14 protein-coding genes and 1 pseudogene are annotated in these 18,525 nt (G+C 59.7%); 12 read left to right on the plus strand and 3 right to left on the minus strand.

Annotated elements, in window-relative coordinates:
- Positions 1 to 5: 5 nt before the first annotated feature.
- The gene (locus RHM58_RS18565) at positions 6 to 542 is read right to left on the minus strand and encodes an ATP-dependent zinc protease (protein ID WP_201202067.1); all 537 of its coding nucleotides are present in this window, start codon (positions 540 to 542) and stop codon (positions 6 to 8) included.
- A 303-nt stretch (positions 543 to 845) separates the two neighbouring features.
- On the opposite strand from RHM58_RS18565, the gene RHM58_RS18570 reads away from it, so the two are divergent.
- The 6 genes and pseudogenes from RHM58_RS18570 (at position 846) to prpD (ending at position 9,452) form a co-directional block, all read left to right on the plus strand.
- The gene (locus tag RHM58_RS18570) at positions 846 to 1,568 is read left to right on the plus strand and encodes a GntR family transcriptional regulator (protein WP_416195263.1); all 723 of its coding nucleotides are present in this window, start codon (positions 846 to 848) and stop codon (positions 1,566 to 1,568) included.
- The gene (gene prpB / locus RHM58_RS18575) at positions 1,565 to 2,455 is read left to right on the plus strand and encodes a methylisocitrate lyase (RefSeq protein ID WP_201202069.1); all 891 of its coding nucleotides are present in this window, start codon (positions 1,565 to 1,567) and stop codon (positions 2,453 to 2,455) included. The genes RHM58_RS18570 and prpB overlap by 4 nt, the downstream gene beginning before the upstream one ends.
- 137 nt (positions 2,456 to 2,592) lie before the next feature.
- Positions 2,593 to 3,720, plus strand: coding sequence for a 2-methylcitrate synthase (gene prpC, locus RHM58_RS18580; protein WP_201202071.1), 1,128 nt, complete (start codon positions 2,593 to 2,595; stop codon positions 3,718 to 3,720).
- Between the two features lie 206 nt (positions 3,721 to 3,926).
- On the plus strand, positions 3,927 to 6,518 hold the full coding sequence (gene acnD / locus RHM58_RS18585; RefSeq protein ID WP_201255924.1) for a Fe/S-dependent 2-methylisocitrate dehydratase AcnD: 2,592 nt from the start codon (positions 3,927 to 3,929) through the stop codon (positions 6,516 to 6,518).
- Between the two features lie 52 nt (positions 6,519 to 6,570).
- A complete protein-coding gene (gene prpF, locus RHM58_RS18590) occupies positions 6,571 to 7,761 on the plus strand; it encodes a 2-methylaconitate cis-trans isomerase PrpF (protein WP_201255923.1) in 1,191 nt (396 codons plus the stop codon).
- Between the two features lie 205 nt (positions 7,762 to 7,966).
- Positions 7,967 to 9,452, plus strand: a pseudogene (gene prpD, locus RHM58_RS18595) (2-methylcitrate dehydratase).
- 101 nt (positions 9,453 to 9,553) lie between these two features.
- On the opposite strand, the gene RHM58_RS18600 reads toward prpD, so the two are convergent.
- Positions 9,554 to 10,441, minus strand: coding sequence for a DMT family transporter (locus RHM58_RS18600; protein WP_322270863.1), 888 nt, complete (start codon positions 10,439 to 10,441; stop codon positions 9,554 to 9,556).
- Positions 10,442 to 10,578: 137 nt separating this feature from the next.
- Between RHM58_RS18600 and RHM58_RS18605 the strand changes: the two genes are divergently transcribed.
- Entirely contained in the window at positions 10,579 to 11,988 is a 1,410-nt protein-coding gene (locus RHM58_RS18605; RefSeq protein WP_201202084.1) for a PLP-dependent aminotransferase family protein, read from the plus strand.
- A 123-nt stretch (positions 11,989 to 12,111) separates the two neighbouring features.
- Here the strand turns inward: RHM58_RS18605 and RHM58_RS18610 are convergent, their stop codons facing one another.
- A complete protein-coding gene (locus RHM58_RS18610; RefSeq protein WP_201202085.1) occupies positions 12,112 to 12,930 on the minus strand; it encodes a pyruvate, water dikinase regulatory protein in 819 nt (272 codons plus the stop codon).
- 174 nt (positions 12,931 to 13,104) lie between these two features.
- On the opposite strand from RHM58_RS18610, the gene ppsA reads away from it, so the two are divergent.
- The 5 genes from ppsA (at position 13,105) to RHM58_RS18635 (ending at position 18,523) form a co-directional block, all read left to right on the plus strand.
- Positions 13,105 to 15,480, plus strand: coding sequence for a phosphoenolpyruvate synthase (gene ppsA, locus RHM58_RS18615; protein WP_201255922.1), 2,376 nt, complete (start codon positions 13,105 to 13,107; stop codon positions 15,478 to 15,480).
- A gap of 93 nt (positions 15,481 to 15,573) precedes the next feature.
- Positions 15,574 to 16,563 carry an alpha/beta fold hydrolase gene (locus RHM58_RS18620; RefSeq protein ID WP_201202088.1) on the plus strand — a complete coding sequence of 330 codons (990 nt, stop codon included), beginning with the start codon at positions 15,574 to 15,576 and terminating at the stop codon, positions 16,561 to 16,563.
- 121 nt (positions 16,564 to 16,684) lie between these two features.
- Complete coding sequence (gene rraA, locus RHM58_RS18625) at positions 16,685 to 17,176, plus strand: ribonuclease E activity regulator RraA (RefSeq protein WP_322267849.1); 492 nt, start codon at positions 16,685 to 16,687, stop codon at positions 17,174 to 17,176.
- Positions 17,177 to 17,215: 39 nt separating this feature from the next.
- A complete protein-coding gene (locus RHM58_RS18630) occupies positions 17,216 to 18,211 on the plus strand; it encodes a zinc transporter ZntB (RefSeq protein ID WP_201202092.1) in 996 nt (331 codons plus the stop codon).
- A 63-nt stretch (positions 18,212 to 18,274) separates the two neighbouring features.
- A complete protein-coding gene (locus RHM58_RS18635) occupies positions 18,275 to 18,523 on the plus strand; it encodes a CrfX protein (RefSeq protein WP_201202094.1) in 249 nt (82 codons plus the stop codon).
- Positions 18,524 to 18,525 lie beyond the last annotated feature (2 nt).

An 18,525-nucleotide genomic window follows, 5' to 3' on the forward strand; every position in this document is an offset into this window, starting at 1 on the left:
TGGAATTACTCTGCGGTATGAGCGTCGGTGGCGCAGGCGGGTTTGCCAGCAGCGTATTTAAGACTGGGGTCGACCAGCGCATCGAAGCGTTTAAGTGCTTCGGAGCCGATCAGGAGCGGGTATTGGAAGGCGCTGCGGTCGGTCAGGTTCACTTCGATGCTGCGCGATGCCGAACCCATGCAGATATCCAGCTCGATCACCGGGCGGGCGGTGTATTTCTTGCCTTCTTCCGGGTCGTAGTCGCCGGCGCGGCGCTTGATTTTGCTGACCCGGGCCAATGGCCGTTCGATCGGGTGCGAATGCGCGGCGTCGATGGCCAGGTAGAAACGGACCCAGGATTCGCCATTGCGTTTGAAACGTTTGATGTCCCGTGCGCTTAAGGAAGCGGTTTTCGCCCCGGTGTCGAGTTTGGCCGCGACTTCCAGGTCAATGCCATCCAGCGAGGCGTACTCGTTGAGGCCGTACACAGTCTTTTCCCCTGCCGCAGCAACACCGGGCAGGCAAAGAAGATAAAGGAATGTGGGGAAGGGCTTGAGTCTCATAAATCCTGGTGCGCAGCGGTCCGTACTTCGATTCAAGGCCCTGGCATCGCTGCGCAAGCTCCCTCGTATGCCTATCAGCTATTTATGACAAGCCGTGCAGATGCAGATGACAAGCAAATGCGGGCGGCATTCTAGCACGGTGGTTTTATGGCGCCAGCGCTGGCAGGCGGCTATAAACAGGTGTGCTGCGTTGTTATGGTGCAAGCGGTTATTAGACGATTGTCGACAATACCTATTTATCCTTTGACTGTTCGGCCTGTATTCGCTAGTTTTTGCCGCATTAGCTTACAAGGTGTCGACAATATGTTGGGTCAACTCGATCCCCCCGTCGCAGTGCAGGACGATTCGGAGACACTCTCCGAGAACGTCTTCCGGCGTATCCAGGCGGCCATCGTCAAAGGCGAGATCGCCCCGGGCAGCAAAATCTCCGAGCCTGAGTTGGCGCGCACCTATGGCATCAGCCGCGGACCGCTGCGCGAAGCGATCCATCGCCTGGAAGGCCAGCGCCTGCTGGTTCGCATACCGCACGTCGGCGCGCGGGTAGTGTCGCTGAGTCATGCCGAGCTGCTGGAACTCTACGAAATCCGCGAATCCCTGGAAGGCATGGCCTGTCGCCTGGCCGCCGAGCGCATGACCGTCGAAGAAATCGACGAGCTGCGCCGGGTGCTCGAAACCCACGAGCGCGACGCGGCGTTTCAGGCCGGCGTCGGCTACTACCAGCAGGAAGGCGATTTCGACTTTCATTACCGAATCATTCAGGGCAGCGGCAACCGCACGCTGACCCAGATGCTCTGCGGCGAGCTGTATCAACTGGTGCGCATGTACCGCATCCAGTTTTCCACCACGCCCAATCGGCCGCGCCAGGCCTTTGCCGAGCACCACCGGATTCTCGATGCCATCGCCGACCGTGACGGTGAACTGGCCGAGTTGTTGATGCGCCGCCACATCGGCGCCTCCAAACGCAATATCGCCCGTCACTACCAGGACGGCGCCAATAAGACAGCCACTGAACGAGGTGAGTCATGAGTTCCAACAAGAGCACTCCAGGCCAGCGTTTCCGCGATGCGGTCGCCAGCGAGCATCCGCTGCAAGTGGTCGGCGCGATCAACGCCAACCACGCGCTGCTGGCCAAGCGCGCCGGTTTCAAGGCGATTTACCTGTCGGGTGGCGGGGTGGCTGCTGGCTCCCTCGGCCTGCCGGACCTGGGCATCACCGGTCTGGACGACGTGCTGACTGACGTGCGTCGCATCACCGACGTGTGCGACCTGCCGCTGCTGGTGGACGTGGACACCGGTTTCGGTTCTTCGGCGTTCAACGTGGCGCGCACCGTCAAGTCGATGATCAAGTTCGGCGCAGCGGCGATTCACATCGAAGATCAGGTCGGCGCCAAGCGCTGCGGTCACCGTCCTAATAAAGAGATCGTCTCGCTGCAGGAAATGGTCGACCGGATCAAAGCGGCTGTTGATGCTCGTACCGACGACAGCTTCGTGATCATGGCCCGCACCGATGCACTGGCGGTGGAAGGTCTGGAATCTGCCCTGGATCGCGCCGCGGCGTGCATCGAGGCTGGCGCCGACATGATCTTCCCGGAAGCCATCACCGAACTGGACATGTACAAGCTGTTCGCCAACCGCGTGAAAGCGCCGATCCTGGCCAATATCACCGAATTCGGCGCGACGCCGCTGTACACCACCGAGCAACTCGCCGCTGCCGACGTGTCGCTGGTGCTGTACCCGCTGTCGGCCTTCCGCGCGATGAACAAAGCGGCGGAAAACGTCTACACCGCGATCCGCCGCGACGGCACGCAACAGAACGTGATCGACACCATGCAGACCCGCATGGAGCTTTACGACCGCATCGACTACCACACCTTCGAGCAGAAGCTCGATGCGTTGTTTGCTGCGAAGAAGTAATGAAAGCCCTGTAGGAGCGAAGCTTGCTCGCGAAGACTGACTGACATTCACCATAAATGTCACCTGAGACAACGCCTTCGCGAGCAAGCTTCGCTCCTACACGTTTCCCTAACAAACTCAAAAAACTGGAGACAGCAATGGCCGAAGCAAAAGTACTCAGTGGCGCCGGGCTCCGTGGCCAGGTTGCCGGGCAAACCGCACTGTCCACCGTGGGCCAGTCGGGCGCAGGCCTGACCTATCGTGGCTACGACGTTCGTGAACTGGCGGCTGACGCGCAATTCGAAGAAGTCGCTTACCTGCTGCTGTACGGCGAACTGCCAACCAAAGCGCAACTCGCTGCTTATGTCGACAAACTGAGCAAGCTGCGCGATCTGCCGCAAGCGCTGAAAGAAGTACTGGAACGCATCCCCGCCGACGCCCACCCGATGGACGTGATGCGCACTGGCTGCTCGTTCCTGGGCAACCTCGAACCAGAAAAAGACTTCAGCGCACAACACGACGTCACCGACCGCCTGCTGGCCGCGTTCCCGGCGATCATGTGCTACTGGTATCGCTTCAGCCACGACGGCAAACGCATCAATTGCGTGACTGACGAGGCGTCCATCGGCGGCCACTTCCTGCACCTGCTGCATGACAGGAAGCCGAGCGAGTTGCACGTCAAAGTGATGAACGTGTCGCTGATCCTCTACGCGGAGCACGAGTTCAACGCCTCGACGTTCACCGCCCGTGTTTGCGCCTCGACCCTGTCGGACATGTATTCCTGCGTCACCGCTGCCATCGGTTCCCTGCGTGGTCCGCTGCACGGCGGCGCCAACGAAGCGGCGATGGAAATGATCGAGCGCTTCAAGTCGCCGGAAGAGGCGATCAAAGGCACCCTCGGCATGCTTGAGCGCAAGGACAAGATCATGGGCTTCGGTCACGCGATCTATAAGGACAACGATCCGCGCAACGAGGTGATCAAGGGCTGGTCGAAAAAACTCGCTGACGAAGTGGGCGACACCGTGTTGTTCCCGGTTTCCGAAGCCATCGACAAGACCATGTGGGAGCAAAAGAAACTGTTCCCGAACGCCGACTTCTACCATGCGTCGACGTACCACTTCATGGGCATCCCGACCAAGTTGTTCACCCCGATTTTCGTCTGCTCGCGCCTGACAGGCTGGGCGGCGCATGTATTCGAACAACGAGCCAACAACCGCATCATCCGCCCGAGTGCCGAATACATCGGCGTCGAACAGCGCAAGTTCGTGCCAATCGAACAACGCTGACCGGTGGAGGCGCTAGCACCGGCAACTGAAGGAACCGAGAACCCCTGTGGGAGCGGGCTTGCTCGCGAAGACGGACTGACATTCAACAGTGATGTCGACTGATACACCGCTTTCGCGAGCAAGCCCGCTCCCACATTTGATCCGGCTTCAGTTCAGCAGCGGTGCCAGGCCCCACCCATTGTAATTACCGTGACCGAGTCCTGACGATGAACACAGAATTTCGCAAACCGCTGCCCGGCAGTCATCTGGATTACTTCGACGTCCGTGCGGCTGTCGAAGCCATCCAGCCTGGCGCCTACGACACTCTGCCGTACACCTCCCGCGTACTCGCGGAAAACCTGGTGCGCCGCTGCGACCCGGCCACGCTCACCGATTCCCTGAAGCAGTTCATCGAACGCAAGCGTGACCTCGATTTTCCGTGGTTCCCGGCGCGCGTGGTCTGTCATGACATTCTCGGCCAGACCGCGCTGGTGGACCTCGCCGGCCTGCGCGACGCCATCGCCCTGCAAGGTGGCGACCCGGCGCAAGTGAACCCGGTAGTGCCGACGCAATTGATCGTCGACCACTCCCTGGCCGTCGAGCGTGGTGGCTTTGATCCAGAGGCGTTCGAGAAGAACCGCGCCATCGAAGACCGTCGCAACGAAGACCGTTTTCACTTCATCAACTGGACCAAAAAAGCCTTCAAGAACGTCGACGTGATCCCGCCGGGCAACGGGATCATGCACCAGATCAACCTGGAGAAAATGTCTCCGGTGATTCAGGTGCGCGACGGCGTTGCGTTCCCCGACACCTGCGTCGGCACCGACAGCCACACTCCGCACGTCGATGCCTTGGGCGTGATCGCCATCGGCGTTGGTGGCCTGGAAGCCGAGAGCGTGATGCTCGGCCGCGCCTCGTGGATGCGTCTGCCGGAAAGCGTCGGCGTTGAACTGACCGGCAAGCTGCAACCGGGCATCACCGCCACCGACATGGTGCTGGCGTTGACCGAGTTCCTGCGCAAACAGAAAGTCGTCGGCGCATGGCTGGAATTCTTCGGTGAAGGCGCCTCCGCGCTGACCCTCGGCGACCGCGCAACCATTTCCAACATGGCCCCGGAATACGGCGCCACCGCGGCGATGTTCTACATCGACCAGCAAACCATCGACTACCTGAAACTCACCGGCCGTGAAGACGAACAGGTGCAACTGGTCGAGAACTACGCCAAAACCACCGGCCTCTGGGCTGACAGCTTGAAGCATGCACAATACGAGCGCGGGTTGACGTTCAACCTGTCCTCGGTGGTGCGCAACATGGCCGGCCCGAGCAACCCGCACGCTCGCGTCGCGACCTCGGATCTCGCCGCCCAAGGCATCTCCGGCCAGTGGGATGAAGTGCCGGGCCAGATGCCGGACGGTGCGGTGATCATCGCCGCCATCACCAGTTGCACCAACACCAGCAACCCGCGCAACGTCATCGCTGCCGGCCTGCTGGCGCGCAACGCCAACCAGCTCGGGCTGACCCGCAAGCCGTGGGTCAAATCGTCCCTGGCGCCGGGCTCGAAAACCGTCGCGCTGTACCTCGACGAAGCCGGCCTGACCAGCGAACTGGAGCAACTCGGTTTCGGCATCGTTGCCTTCGCCTGCACCACCTGCAACGGCATGTCCGGCGCACTCGATCCGGTGATCCAGCAAGAGATCATCGACCGCGATCTGTACGCCACGGCTGTGCTGTCCGGCAACCGTAACTTCGACGGGCGGATTCACCCGTACGCCAAGCAAGCATTCCTCGCGTCGCCGCCGCTGGTGGTCGCATACGCCATCGCCGGGACCATCCGTTTCGACATCGAAAAAGATGTGCTGGGCGTGGTCGACGGCAAGGAAATCCGCCTGAAAGACATCTGGCCAAGCGACGAAGAAATCGACGCAGTGGTGAAAGCCTCGGTGAAGCCGGAGCAATTCCGCCAGGTCTACATCCCGATGTTCGCCATCCACGAAGACACCGGCCCGAAAGTCACGCCGCTGTACGACTGGCGGGAGATGAGCACCTACATCCGCCGTCCGCCGTACTGGGAAGGCGCGCTAGCCGGCGCGCGTCCGCTCAAGGGCATGCGCCCGCTGGCGGTGCTGCCGGACAACATCACCACCGATCACCTGTCGCCGTCGAACGCGATCATGCTCGACAGCGCCGCCGGCGAATACTTGGCGAAAATGGGCTTGCCGGAAGAGGACTTCAACTCGTACGCGACCCACCGTGGCGACCACTTGACCGCGCAACGCGCAACCTTCGCCAATCCGAAACTGTTCAACGAAATGGTCCAGGAAAACGGCAAGGTCAAGCAGGGTTCGCTGGCCCGCGTCGAGCCGGAAGGCCAAGTGATGCGCATGTGGGAAGCCATCGAAACCTACATGGAGCGCAAGCAGCCGCTGATCATCATCGCCGGCGCCGACTACGGTCAGGGTTCGTCCCGGGACTGGGCGGCCAAAGGCGTGCGTCTGGCCGGTGTCGAAGCGATTGCCGCGGAAGGTTTCGAGCGCATTCACCGCACCAACCTGGTGGGCATGGGCGTGTTGCCGCTGGAATTCCTGCCGGGCACTGATCGCCACACATTGGCCATCGACGGCAGCGAAACCTACGACGTGATCGGTGATCGCACTCCACGTGCGCAACTGACGCTGGTGATCAACCGCCTCAACGGTGAACGCGTCGAAGTGCCAGTGACCTGTCGCCTCGACACCGCCGAAGAAGTGTCAATCTACGAGGCTGGTGGCGTGTTGCAGCGTTTCGCTCAGGACTTCCTTGAATCGGCAGTAGCCGTTTAAAACGCAGAGCCACAGGGGACTCAAATCCCCTGTTGGCCAATAGAGGAATGACATGTCTCACGCACCTCAAATCAAAATCCCTGCCACCTACATGCGTGGCGGCACCAGCAAAGGCGTGTTCTTCAGCCTGCAAGACCTGCCCGAAGCGGCACAGATTCCCGGCCCGGCCCGCGATGCCTTGTTGCTGCGAGTGATCGGCAGCCCCGACCCGTACGACAAGCAAATCGACGGCATGGGTGGCGCGACGTCCAGCACCAGCAAAACCGTGATCCTGTCGAAAAGCATCAAGGCTGATCACGACGTCGATTACCTGTTTGGTCAGGTGTCCATCGACAAGCCTTTTGTGGACTGGAGCGGCAACTGCGGCAACTTGTCGGCGGCGGTCGGTTCGTTCGCGATCAGCAATGGTTTGGTAGATGCCAGCCGCATTCCGCAAAACGGTGTGGCGGTGGTTCGTGTGTGGCAGGCCAACATCGGCAAGACCATCATCGCCCACGTGCCGATCACCAACGGTGAAGTGCAGGAAACCGGTGATTTCGAACTCGACGGCGTGACCTTTCCGGCGGCCGAAGTGCAGGTCGAATTCATGGACCCGGCCGCAGAAGAAGAGGGCGGCGGTGGTTCGATGTTCCCCACGGGCAACCTGGTTGATGACCTGGAAGTGCCCGGCGTCGGGACCTTCAAGGCGACCATGATCAATGCCGGCATTCCGACGATTTTCGTCAATGCCGAAGACATCGGCTACACCGGTACCGAGTTGCAAGGCGCGATCAACAGCGACCCGAAAGCCCTGGCGATGTTCGAGACCATCCGCGCTTACGGCGCGCTGCGCATGGGCCTGATCAAGGACCTGGACGAAGCGGCCAAGCGGCAGCACACGCCGAAAGTTGCGTTCGTGGCCAAACCGGCGGCTTACGTGGCATCCAGCGGCAAGGCGATTGCGGCGGGTGATGTCGACCTGCTGGTGCGCGCGTTGTCCATGGGCAAGTTGCACCACGCGATGATGGGCACGGCGGCGGTGGCGATTGGTACGGCGGCGGCGATTTCCGGGACGTTGGTGAACCTGGCGGCGGGCGGGATCGACCGCAATGCGGTGCGCTTTGGGCATCCGTCCGGCACGTTGCGCGTCGGCGCGGAGGCCAGTCAGGTGAACGGCGAATGGACCGTAAACAAAGCCATCATGAGCCGCAGTGCGCGGGTGTTGATGGAAGGGTTTGTGCGTGTGCCGGGCGACTCGTTCTGATCCAACACATGAACCCATGTGGGAGCGGGCTTGCTCGCGAATACGGACTGACATTCAACATTGATGTCGACTGATATACCGCTTTCGCGAGCAAGCCCGCTCCCACATTTTTGATTGCATTACCAAAAAAAGAACGCTGTAACTAACCTGAGATTACCCCTGAACCGAGGTCCCATTAACGAACCACTTCAAGAGTGAATCGAACATGAGCGCCAACGTCGACCTGAACAACCGTCCCGACTACGACACCGTCCTGCAGGACATCGCTGACTACGTCCTCACCTTCAAAATCCAATCCCAAGAAGCTTTGGACACCGCCCGCAACTGCCTGATGGACACCCTCGGCTGCGGCCTGCTGGCCCTGCGCTTTCCCGAATGCACCAAACACCTGGGCACCGATCGTCGAAGGCACCGTCGTCCCGTTCGGTGCCCGCGTGCCCGGTACCAGCTACCGCCTCGACCCAGTGAAAGCCGCGTGGGACATCGGTTGCATCGTCCGCTGGCTCGATTACAACGACACCTGGCTCGCCGCCGAGTGGGGCCATCCGTCCGATAACCTCGGCGGAATTCTCGCGATAGCCGATCACCTTTCGCAAAAACGCCTGGCCAACGGCGAAGCACCGCTGACGATTCGCGCGGTGCTCGAAGCGATGATCATGGCCCACGAGATTCAGGGTGTGATTGCCCTGGAAAACTCCTTCAACCGCGTAGGCCTTGATCACGTGCTGCTGGTGAAAGTCGCCTCAACCGCCGTCACCGCCAAACTGATGGGCGCCAACCGCGAGCAACTGTTGTCCGCGCTGTCCCACGCCTTTGCCGACGGCCAGGCGCTGCGCACTTATCGCCATGCGCCGAACGCCGGGTCGCGAAAATCCTGGGCCGCAGGCGATGCCTCCAGCCGAGGCGTGCGGCTGGCGGATATTGCGATGCGCGGCGAGATGGGCATTCCCGGCGTACTGACGGCCAAACAGTGGGGCTTCTACGACGTGTTGTTCAGTCACACCAACAACGATTTGGCGCTGAAACCGGAAGACAAACGCACGTTCAGCTTCTCCCGCCAGTACGGCAGCTATGTGATGGAAAACGTGCTGTTCAAAATCAGCTTCCCCGCCGAGTTCCACGCGCAAACCGCTTGCGAGGCTGCCGTTACCTTGCATCCGCAAGTCCGGAATCGCCTGCACGACATCGACAAAATCGTCATCACCACCCACGAATCGGCGATCCGAATCATCTCCAAAGTCGGCCCGCTGGCGAATGCCGCTGACCGCGACCATTGCATTCAGTACATGACCGCCGTGCCGCTGGCCTTCGGCAATCTGGTGGCCGAGCAGTACGAAGATGAGTTCCATGCCGCGCACCCGATCATCGACGTGCTACGCGAGAAAATGGTCATCGTCGAAGACCCGCGCTTCACTCGCGAATACCTGGAAGCCGACAAACGCTCCATCGCCAACGCGATCCAGGTGTTTTTCAAGGACGGCTCCAGCACTGAGAACGTGGTGGTCGAGTACCCGATCGGCCATCGCCGCCGCCGTACCGATGGCATCCCGCTGCTGGAAGACAAGTTCAAGACCAACCTGGCGACACGCTTCACCGGTCAGCGCAGTGCCGAGATTTTTGCGTTGTGCAAGGATCAGGCAGCGCTGGAGGCAACGCCGGTGAACCGGTTTGTCGATCTATTCGTGATCTGATCGGCTGCACGCAATCCCTGTAGGAGCCAGGCTTGCCGGCGAAGTCGGATTCAAGGACGCGTTCGCCGGCAAGCCTGGCTCCTATGAGGGCTGGGGCGTATTCAGGATTTTAGCCATTTCTCGACGGGCAATTTGGTGATCGCAAACCCCGTCAGCAGCACCGCCGAATACATCATCAGCTCCCGCGAAATACTTTGCCCCTCGTACCACGCGCCAATCACCACCGCGAACACCGGAAAAATAATGAACACGAACGACAGAATGATCGGGCTCAGTCGTTTCAGCAGCAAAAAATAAACGATAAACCCGCCCACTGACGCCACCAGCCCCAGATAGAGCAGGGCGCCCCACGAGCGCGTTGTAATGTCGCCAAACACCGGCGCTTCAAAGCGCAATCCCGCGACAAACAACATCAACCCGGCCAGGCCGATGGGCAGCGTGTTGTAGGTAATCACGCTGATCGCGCTGCCTTGCTTCTTGGTAATCACGTAACACAGCGCATGCATCACCGCCGCAGCGAGAATCGCCAGTACGCCGAAGAACTCGGCGTGGTCCAGGTGCAGTCCCTGGCTGCGGATAATCATGAACAGGCTGCCGAAACCGATAGCGATGCCGACGACTTGCGAGGGGTAGATTTTCTCCCGCAGAAACATCGCGGAAAAAATCAGGATAAACACCGGCATGCAGCTGAACAGCAGGGCGGTCAGGCCGGATGACACGTGCATCTCGCCGTAGTTGAGCAAGTAATACGGCAGGCTGAAATACGACAGCGTCACGAACACGAAAAACCAGAGACTTTGCCTTGGAAACAGCAACGGTTCGCGCCGCAGCAGGGCGAAGCTCAAAAACAACGGAAACGCGATCAGAAAGCGCAGGCCGGCGGCGGTCAGTGGCGGCACGCTTTCGACGGCAATTTTGATCCCCAGCCATGTCGTACCCCAGCTCAGGCAAACGATCAGAAACAACGTGCTGGTGACCAACCCGGCCAACCACGGTTTTCGAAGACGGGAAGAGGCGCTGAGGGCGACGGACATGATCGAGTTCCTTTCGTTGTTGGAATTGACCTGGATGCTGAATAGGTCTATCCCTAATTGAACCTGTTTTCAGCACGCTATTCGGGATGGAAATGACTGTCAAAGTAAGTATTGCCACGGTGTCAATCCTGCGCGAGGGCCTGGCTCAAGGACGTGGCGTCAAGTACAAGCGTTTGGCCGAGGCTCTGGAAAAAAGCATCGGCGAAGGCTTGATCGAGCCGGGCAGCAAGTTGCCGCCCCATCGACTGCTGGCCGACAGTTTGGGCGTGACCATCGGCACCATCAGCCGCGCCTATGGCGAACTGGAGCGGGTCGGGTTGGTGGTGGCCCGTGTAGGAGACGGTACTTATGTGCGTCAGCGCGGGATGGAACGCTCGCGCGATGGTGGCTTTCGCAACGTCAGTGATGAGCCGCAAGCGCTGTTCGACATGAGTCGGAACCAGCCAATTCCGGGGCAGGAGGCGATCTTGCTGAGTCAGGGCCTGCAAGCCTTGGCCAGCGACCCGCAGACCTTGCAACACATTGCCGGCTACACCGCCGATGCCGGGTTACTGCGCCACCGTGCAGCGGGTGCCGAGTGGTTGCGGCACAAGGCTTTTACGCCGAGTGCCGATCAGATTGTTTGCGTCAATGGCGGCCAGCACGGCTTGTTGTGCGTGCTGATGGGGTTGCTCAAGGCCGGCGATACCTTGGTGACCGAGCATTTGACCTACCCGGGGTTGATCAGCGTCGCACGCATGCTCGGGATAAAACTGATCGGTGTCGGGATGGATGACGAAGGACTGCTGCCCGAGGCGCTGTCGGATGTTTGCCAGAATCATCGAGTGTCAGCGTTGTACTGCACACCGACGATCCAGAATCCTACGGCGGCAGTGATGTCAGTCCCACGGCGCGAGGCGATTGCCGAGATCTGTCGTCAGCACAATTTGCTGATCATCGAGGACGAGGCCCACGCCGTGCTGGCGCAGCAGCGGCCATTGCCCTTGAGTCACTTTGCCCCGGAGCGTTCGGTGTTGATCGGCAGTTTGAGCAAAGCCGTTTCGGCCGGTTTGAGGGTTGGTTACCTGCACGCGCCGCAACCGTTGATCGGACGTTTGAGCGCCGCAGTGCGCGGGACGTGCTGGATGGCCAGTCCGTTGTCGATGGCATTGGCGAGTGAATGGGTCGAAAACGGCATCGCCGGGCAGTTGCTGGGGCAGCAGATAGCCGAAATCAGCCGCCGCAAGCAGTTGGTCAGCGCCGTGTTAGAAGATGTCGGATACAAGACCCATCCCAATAGCCCACACTTCTGGATCGAAGTGCCCGAGCCGTGGCGGGCGTCGCAGATTGCGGCGGAGCTCAGGGAGAACAATTATTTGGTGGCGACTGCCGAGGCCTTTGCGGTCGGGCATGGGGCGGTGCCGCAGTTTATTCGGGCGAGTGTGTGTAATTCGGCGGGGGATGATGGGTTGTTGCTGGGTGGGTTTGAGGCGTTGGTGGGGGCACTCATGGAAACCGTGTAATCGTTCTTCGCGAGCAAGCCCGCTCCCACATTTGATCGTTTTCGTACACAAATATTGTGTTCGCTGAAGATCCAATGTGGGAGCGGGCTTGCTCTCGAAGGCGGTTTTAAAGTCGCCGACAACCTACTTGAACCGCCGCTCCACACCTTTCTCCACCAGAATTTTGGCCGAGATTTCTTCCACCGAAAAATGCGTGGAATTGATGTGCGCAATGTTCTCGCGGCGGAACAGATTCTCCACCTCGCGTACTTCAAACTCGCACTGGGCATAGCTCGAATAGCGGCTGTTGGGTTTGCGCTCGTTGCGGATCGCGGTGAGGCGGTCCGGGTCGATGGTCAGGCCGAACAGCTTGTGCTGGTGGGCGCGCAGGGCGCTCGGCAGGGTCAGGCGCTCCATGTCGTCTTCGGTCAGCGGGTAGTTGGCCGCGCGGATCCCGAATTGCATGGCCATGTACAGACACGTCGGCGTCTTACCACAACGCGACACACCCACTAGGATCAAGTCGGCCTTGTCGTAATAATGCGTGCGCGCACCGTCATCGTTGTCGAGGGCGAAGTTCACCGCCTCGATTCGCTCCATATAATTGGAGTTACCACCGATGGAGTGGGACTTGCCGACTGTGTAGGAAGAATGCTCGGTCAATTCCTGTTCAAGCGGTGCCAGGAACGTCGAGAAAATGTCGATCATGAAACCATTGGAGGTCGCGAGGATCTCACGGATGTCCTGATTGACGATGGTGTCGAAGATGATCGGCCGAAAGCCGTCGGTTTCGGCGGCCTTGTTGATTTGTTGTACCATGGCCCGCGCTTTATCGACGTTGTCGATGTACGGACGTGTGAATTTGCTGAAGGTAATGTTTTCGAACTGCGCCAACAGGCTTTGACCGAGGGTCTCGGCGGTAATACCCGTGCCATCGGAGATGAAGAAAGCAGATCGTTTCATTTGCACCTTGGGCCTTAAGCTAGTGAAGATTTCTGGATATGATAGGCGCGATTTGCCGGCCGCCAGTGGCCCGCATTCTCACTTATTTTCCAGGTCCAGGCCATACAGTCGGCAAACGCTCCCCCGAGCCGCCGGCTTCTGAGCTTTTCCAACACAGTTAGTGGAGAGATCACCTTGGTAGAGTACGTAGTTTCCCTCGATAAGCTCGGCGTCCATGATGTAGAGCATGTGGGGGGCAAGAACGCATCCCTGGGCGAGATGATCAGTAACCTTGCAGGTGCCGGTGTATCGGTGCCCGGTGGCTTCGCCACGACAGCTCAGGCTTATCGTGATTTTCTGGAACTGAGCGGCCTGAACGATCAGATCCATGCCGCCCTCGACGCGTTGGACGTCGATGATGTCAACGCCCTGGCCAAGACCGGTGCCCAGATCCGCAAGTGGATCATGGAAGCCGAGTTCCCCGAGAAGCTCAACGCCGAGATCCGCACTGCGTTCGCCACGCTGTCGGCCGGCAACCCTGACATGGCCGTGGCCGTGCGCTCTTCCGCTACCGCCGAAGACTTGCCGGACGCTTCCTTCGCCGGTCAGCAAGAAACCTTCCTGAACATCCGTGGCGTCGAAAACGTCATTCGCGCCGCCAAAGAGGTGTTTGCCTCCCTCTTCAACGACCGCGCCATTTCCTACCGTGTTCACCAGGGCTTCGACCACAAGCTGGTCGCCCTGTCGGCCGGCGTGCAGCGCATGGTCCGCTCCGAAACCGGCACGGCCGGCGTGATGTTCACCCTCGATACCGAATCGGGCTTCCGTGACGTGGTGTTCATCACCGGCGCCTACGGCCTGGGTGAAACCGTCGTACAAGGCGCGGTGAACCCGGACGAATTCTACGTCCACAAACAAACGCTTGAAGCCGGTCGCCCGGCCATCCTGCGCCGTAACCTGGGCAGCAAAGCCATCAAGATGATCTACGGCGAAGTGGCCACGGCCGGCAAGTCGGTCAAGACCATCGACGTGGACAAGGCTGATCGTGCGCGTTTCTGCCTCAGCGACGCCGAAGTCAACGAGCTGGCCAAGCAAGCGATGATCATCGAAAAGCACTACAAGTGCCCGATGGACATCGAATGGGCCAAAGACGGCGACGACGGCAAGCTCTACATCGTTCAGGCCCGTCCTGAAACCGTGAAGAGCCGTACCCAGGCCAACGTCATGGAACGTTACCTGTTGAAAGAAACCGGCACCGTGCTGGTTGAAGGTCGCGCCATCGGCCAGCGCATCGGCGCCGGCAAGGTTCGCATCATCAAGGACGTGTCCGAGATGGACAAAGTCCAGCCCGGCGACGTACTGGTTTCCGACATGACCGACCCGGACTGGGAGCCGGTCATGAAGCGCGCGAGCGCCATCGTCACCAACCGTGGCGGGCGTACCTGCCACGCGGCGATCATCGCTCGCGAACTGGGGATCCCGGCCGTAGTCGGTTGCGGCAACGCCACCCAGCTGTTGAAAGACGGCCAGGGCGTGACGGTTTCCTGCGCGGAAGGCGACACCGGTTACATCTTCGAAGGCGAACTGGGCTTCGACATCAAGAAAAACTCCGTTGATGCCATGCCTGATCTGCCGTTCAAGATCATGATGAACGTCGGCAACCCGGACCGTGCATTCGACTTCGCGCAACTGCCGAACGCCGGTGTGGGCCTGGCCCGCCTGGAATTCATCATCAACCGCATGATCGGCGTGCACCCAAAAGCACTGTTGAACTACGACGGTCTGCCGCAGGACATCAAGGACAGCGTCGACAAGCGCATTGCCGGTTACGACGATCCGGTTGGCTTCTATGTCGATAAGCTGGTCGAGGGCATCAGTACCCTGGCCGCTGCGTTCACCCCGAAAAAGGTCATCGTGCGTCTCTCGGACTTCAAGTCCAACGAATACGCGAACCTGATCGGCGGCAAGCTCTACGAGCCGGAAGAAGAAAACCCTATGCTGGGCTTCCGTGGTGCTTCGCGTTACATCAGCGAAGCGTTCCGTGACTGCTTCGAACTCGAATGCCGCGCGCTCAAACGCGTACGCAACGAGATGGGCCTGACCAACGTTGAAATCATGGTGCCGTTCGTCCGTACTCTGGGCGAAGCGAGCCAGGTTATCGATCTGCTGGCCGAAAATGGCCTGGCCCGCGGCGAGAACGGTCTGCGCATCATCATGATGTGCGAACTGCCGTCCAACGCGATCCTGGCTGAAGAGTTCCTCGAATTCTTCGACGGCTTCTCCATCGGCTCCAACGACCTGACCCAGCTAACATTGGGGCTGGACCGTGACTCCGGGATCATCGCTCACTTATTCGACGAGCGTAATCCGGCCGTCAAGAAGCTGCTGGCCAACGCGATTCAGGCCTGTAACAAGGCTGGCAAGTACATCGGCATCTGCGGTCAGGGTCCTTCGGACCACCCGGACCTCGCCAAATGGCTGATGGAGCAGGGCATCGAAAGCGTTTCGCTGAACCCCGATTCCGTACTGGAAACCTGGTTCTTCCTGGCTGAAGGTCAAGCGCAGGCTTGATCGGTGAGTGAAGAGGTCGGTCACTGACCGGCCTCTTTTGATTCAAGTAGGGCGAGCTCCTCCGGATGCCGCCCTTTTTTGTGCAAGAGCATTATGCAAAGCAGCAGCAACCTATTTCCTGTCGCCCTGATCAGCGCCGAGCGGCGCGGCGATCTGAGCGAAGACGTGTATCGATTGAAACCCGCCAATAGCCCTGACGGTACTGTCGAGCTGGCGGTAACGCGCCTCGGCATGGCGGATGGCACGGATGCGCGCGGCGTACCGGTCATTTTGCTTCATGGCAGCTTTTCCAATCGCCGGTTCTGGTATTCGCCCAAAGGCTTGGGTTTGGGGGCGTACCTGGCGCGGCTCGGGTTCGATGTGTGGATCCCGGAGATGCGCGGTCACGGCCTGTCCCAGCGCAACCAGAACTACCGCAAGAACCGCGTCGCCGACTACGCCCGTTACGATCTGCCGGCCATCGGTGCGTTCGTGCGCGAGCAAAGTGGCCAGGTCCCGCACTGGATCGGTCACTCGCTGGGCGGCATTACCTTGGCCGCCGCGTTGGGTGGTCAATACATCGGCGAGCCGGTGGTGGCTTCGGCGGCGTTTTTCGGCACGCAGGTCAGCCGCACCTATTGGCCGCTGAAAATCCCGCCGGTCGAGTGGAGCGGGCGCTTTATTCTCAAGCGTTTTGCCCAGTTGTCCGGTTCACGGCTCAAGCGCGGCCCGGAGGACGAGCCGATTGGCCTGGCCCTGGAAAGCATGCGCTGGTACGGCCTGTTCGGGCGCTTTGGCGATGCCGACAAGGACTGGTGGGCCGGTTTGGCCGAAGTTCAATTGCCGGTACTGGCCGTGAGCGCGGCTGGCGATCATCAGGACCCGGCCTGGGCCTGCCGTAAACTGTTCGATCAGCTCGGCTCTGAGCACAAGCAGTTCATCAATCTGGGGCGCGAGCAGGGCTTTGCTGACAATTTCGGTCATGTTGAAATGCTAGTCAGCAAAGCCGCCCAGGCTGAAACCTGGCCATTGGTGGCTCGCTGGTTGGCCGATCAACAGACGCCATTGCTGGGCGAAAAGCCGGATTTGGCCACGGCGGTCTGAGCCCGATGCTCTAACAAGGGCATTTCGCTCTGGTCGGCTTGCGGCTAAGATATGACGCATTGCGCTTTTTCGGTCACTTTGCGACATCCTCGATTGTCTTCCTCTTTACAGGAGTTTCTCGATGAACCATTACGTTACGCCTGACCTGTGCGACGCCTATCCAGAGCTGGTGCAGGTGCTGGAACCGATGTTCAGCAATTTCGGCGGCCGTGATTCGTTCGGCGGCGAAATCGTGACCATCAAATGTTTCGAAGACAACTCGCGGGTCAAGGAGCAGGTCGAGCTCAAGGGTGATGGCAAGGTGCTGGTGGTCGACGGTGGCGGTTCCCTGCGCCATGCGTTGTTGGGCGACATGCTGGCCGAAAAAGCCGCGAAAAACGGCTGGGAAGGGCTGGTGATCTACGGTTGTATCCGCGACGTCGATATCATCGCGCAGACCGATCTGGGCGTGCAGGCCCTCGCGAGTCACCCGAGGAAGTCCGACAGGCGCGGGCTCGGCGACCTTAACGTTTCAGTGACCTTCGCCGGCGTGACGTTCCATCCAGGTCATTACATTTATGCGGACAACAACGGCGTGATTATCTCGCCAAGCCCGCTGAAGATGCCTGAATAAAGCATCGATGCGAATTTTCGTGGCAAAAACGGGGTGAGGATGTTCGAGGAAGAAAACGCGCAGTGGGGGCTGGTGCATGCCCTGGTGCTGGACGGTAAAGGCGGTGCGCGTTCGATAGCCCGAACTGAGCTCGATGACTTGCAGTTGCAGGCCCATGAAAGCCTGTGGCTGCACTGGGATCGCAGTCATCCGCAAACCCAGACCTGGCTGCGTAAATCCAGCGGTCTGACTGAGTTCAGCTGTGACCTGTTGCTCGAAGAAAACACCCGACCTCGGCTTTTACAGCTTTCCGACAGCGAACTGCTGCTATTTTTACGCGGGATCAACATGAACCCCGGTGCCGAGCCGGAAGACATGGTCTCGGTGCGCATTTTTGCCGCGGCCCAGCGGGTCATTTCGCTGCGTTTGCGCCCGTTGCGCGCCACCGACGAATTGCTGGTGCAGCTTACGGAAGGCAAGGGACCGAAAACCGCCTCCGAACTCATCCTTTATATGGCTCAGTACCTGACCAATAAGGTCCAGGATCTGATCACTTGCCTCTCGGAAATCGTCGATGAGGAAGAAGAAAAACTGGATGCCGACGAACGGTATACACCCGAACACGGCGCCATTTTGCAGATCCGTCGCAGGGCAGCCGGGCTGAAACGTTTCCTTGCACCTCAGCGGGATATTTTTGGTCAGCTGACGCGTATAAAACTACCCTGGTTCGTCGAAGACGACGGTGATTACTGGAACGAATTGAACAACAGCCTGACCCGATATCTCGAAGAGCTGGAATTGACCCGCGAGCGAGTGGGGCTGGTCCTCGAGACCGAAGACCGGCGTTTGAGCGTGCGCATGAACCGCACGATGTACCGCTTCGGGATCATCACCGGGATCTTTTTGCCGATGAGTTTTCTGACCGGTCTTTTGGGTATCAACGTTGGCGGTATTCCGTTCTCCGGCAACCCGTATGGCTTCTTGATTGCCTGCCTGATGATGGTCTCGGTGGCGGTCGGTCAGTGGTGGTTATTCCGACGTTTGCGCTGGGTGTGATGATGAGCCATGTGACCCCGGCAAATTTGATCGCGTCTTTCACAGACATCACGAGAGGTGCGTATGCACGATCCGTTTGAACAGTCTTTACGTGACATGCTCAAGGCATCTCCGTCCACTCGGGACGACGATGCGTGCCTTGGCCGTGTACTGAAAACCGCCAACCGCCAGGTCGGCGCTGGCGATCTGTTCAGCCTGCTGGGCCGCTGGTTGCCCGCGCTGATGATTGCCGTGAACAATGGATCGGCCCACGTCACGCCGGTTTCCCGTCACCGTAAACCTACCGTTCGTACTGCTGATAAGGCTGATTGAAT

The organism is Pseudomonas sp. 10S4 (assembly GCF_034344865.1).
Lineage (GTDB): Bacteria > Pseudomonadota > Gammaproteobacteria > Pseudomonadales > Pseudomonadaceae > Aquipseudomonas.